The 1,820-nt window shown below is 70.2% G+C and carries 1 protein-coding gene; it reads left to right on the forward strand.

The window, feature by feature from the left end; all coding sequences use genetic code 11:
• The first annotated feature begins 286 nt into the window (after positions 1 to 286).
• Positions 287 to 1,693: a dihydrolipoyl dehydrogenase gene (gene lpdA / locus ACFRMQ_RS40495; protein ID WP_380735924.1), complete on the forward strand. Its 1,407-nt coding sequence runs from the start codon at positions 287 to 289 to the stop codon at positions 1,691 to 1,693.
• Positions 1,694 to 1,820 lie beyond the last annotated feature (127 nt).

Here is a 1,820-nt window from a genome sequence, read left to right on the forward strand (position 1 = left end):
GCCCCTCCCACGGGGTGGCGGCCTGAGACCCGGGTGGGCCCGCCGCTCCCGGTCGGCGGGCCCACCCGACCTCCGTACGCGAAGCCTCCATCCGGGACCTCCCTCCGTCATCGCCCCTGGTGGGTGCGGGTGGCGGCCAACGTAGCGCAGAGGACTGACAATCCGGCCCGGGGCCGGTACGGTGCCGCGAGCGCTTCCGCCGAGACCCGGCGGGTGCGCCGAGCCCGGTCCTGACACCATGGGACCGAGATCACGACACCGTGACACCCTCGGAGGAGTCAGCAACATGAGCACGCACTACGACGTCGTCGTCCTCGGCGCGGGCCCCGGCGGCTACACCGCCGCCGTCCGCTCCGCCCAGCTGGGCCTGAAGGTCGCGGTCATCGAGGCCAAGTACTGGGGCGGCGTCTGCCTCAACGTCGGCTGCATCCCCTCCAAGGCCCTGCTGCGCAACGCGGAGCTCGCCCACATCTTCACCAAGGAGGCCAAGACCTTCGGCATCAAGGTCGACGGCCAGGTGACCTTCGACTTCGGCGAGGCGTTCCGGCGCAGCCGCACGGTGGCCGACGGCCGGGTCAAGGGCGTCCACTACCTGATGAAGAAGAACGGCATCACCGAGTACGACGGCTGGGGCACGTTCGTCGACGACCACACCCTCCAGGTCGCGCTCAGCGGCGGCGGCTTCGACGTCGTCACCTTCGACCACTGCGTCATCGCCGCCGGTGCCACCACCCGCCTGCTGCCCGGCACCAGCCTGAGCGAGCGCGTGGTCACCTACGAGGAGCAGATCCTCACCGAGCAGCTGCCGGAGAGCATCGTCATCGCGGGCGCCGGAGCGATCGGCGTCGAGTTCGCGTACGTGCTGCACAACTACGGCGTGAAGGTCACCATCGTCGAGTTCCTGGACCGCGTGGTGCCGCTGGAGGACGTCGAGGTCTCCACCGAACTCGCCAAGCAGTACCGCAAGCTGGGCATCGAGGTGCTGACCTCCACCCGGGTCGAGTCGATCGACGACAGCGACCCGAACGCCAAGGTCCGGGTCACCGTCACCAAGGACGGGCAGCAGCGGGTGCTGGAGGCCGACAAGGTGCTCCAGGCGATCGGCTTCGCACCGCGAGTCAACGGCTACGGCCTGGAGAACACCGGGGTCAAGCTCACCGACCGCAACGCCATCGCGGTGGACGGCCGCGGCCGCACCAGCGTCGAGCACATCTTCGCGATCGGCGACGTGACCGCCAAGCTGATGCTCGCGCACGCGGCCGAGACGATGGCCGTGATCGCCGCCGAGACCATCGGCGGGGCGGAGACGATGGAGGTCGACTTCGTCATGATCCCGCGCGCCACCTACTGCCAGCCGCAGGTCGCCTCCTTCGGCTACACCGAGGCGCAGGCCCGCGAGCTCGGCTACGACGTCAAGGTCGCCAAGTTCCCGTTCACCGCGAACGGCAAGGCACACGGCCTCGGCCACCCGGTCGGCTTCGTCAAGGTCATCAGCGACAACGGGCACGGCGAGCTGCTCGGCGCCCACCTGATCGGTCCGGAGGTCACCGAGCTGCTGCCGGAGCTGACGCTGGCCCAGCAGTGGGACCTGACGGTCCACGAGGTCGCCCGCAACGTGCACGCCCACCCGACCCTCGGCGAGGCGGTCAAGGAGGCCATCCACGGCCTCGCCGGCCACATGATCAACATGTGACGCGCCGGGTCCCGGCGAACCGGCCGTGGGCCCCGCGGGCGCCGGGGGGGCCGGGGGGCCGGGCGGGTGGGGGGGGGGGGGTTGTGTTGGTTTTAAAAAAATTTGGCTGGCGGCCGGTTTGGGTGGG

Source organism: Kitasatospora sp. NPDC056783, from assembly GCF_042789895.1.
Classification (GTDB): domain Bacteria; phylum Actinomycetota; class Actinomycetes; order Streptomycetales; family Streptomycetaceae; genus Kitasatospora.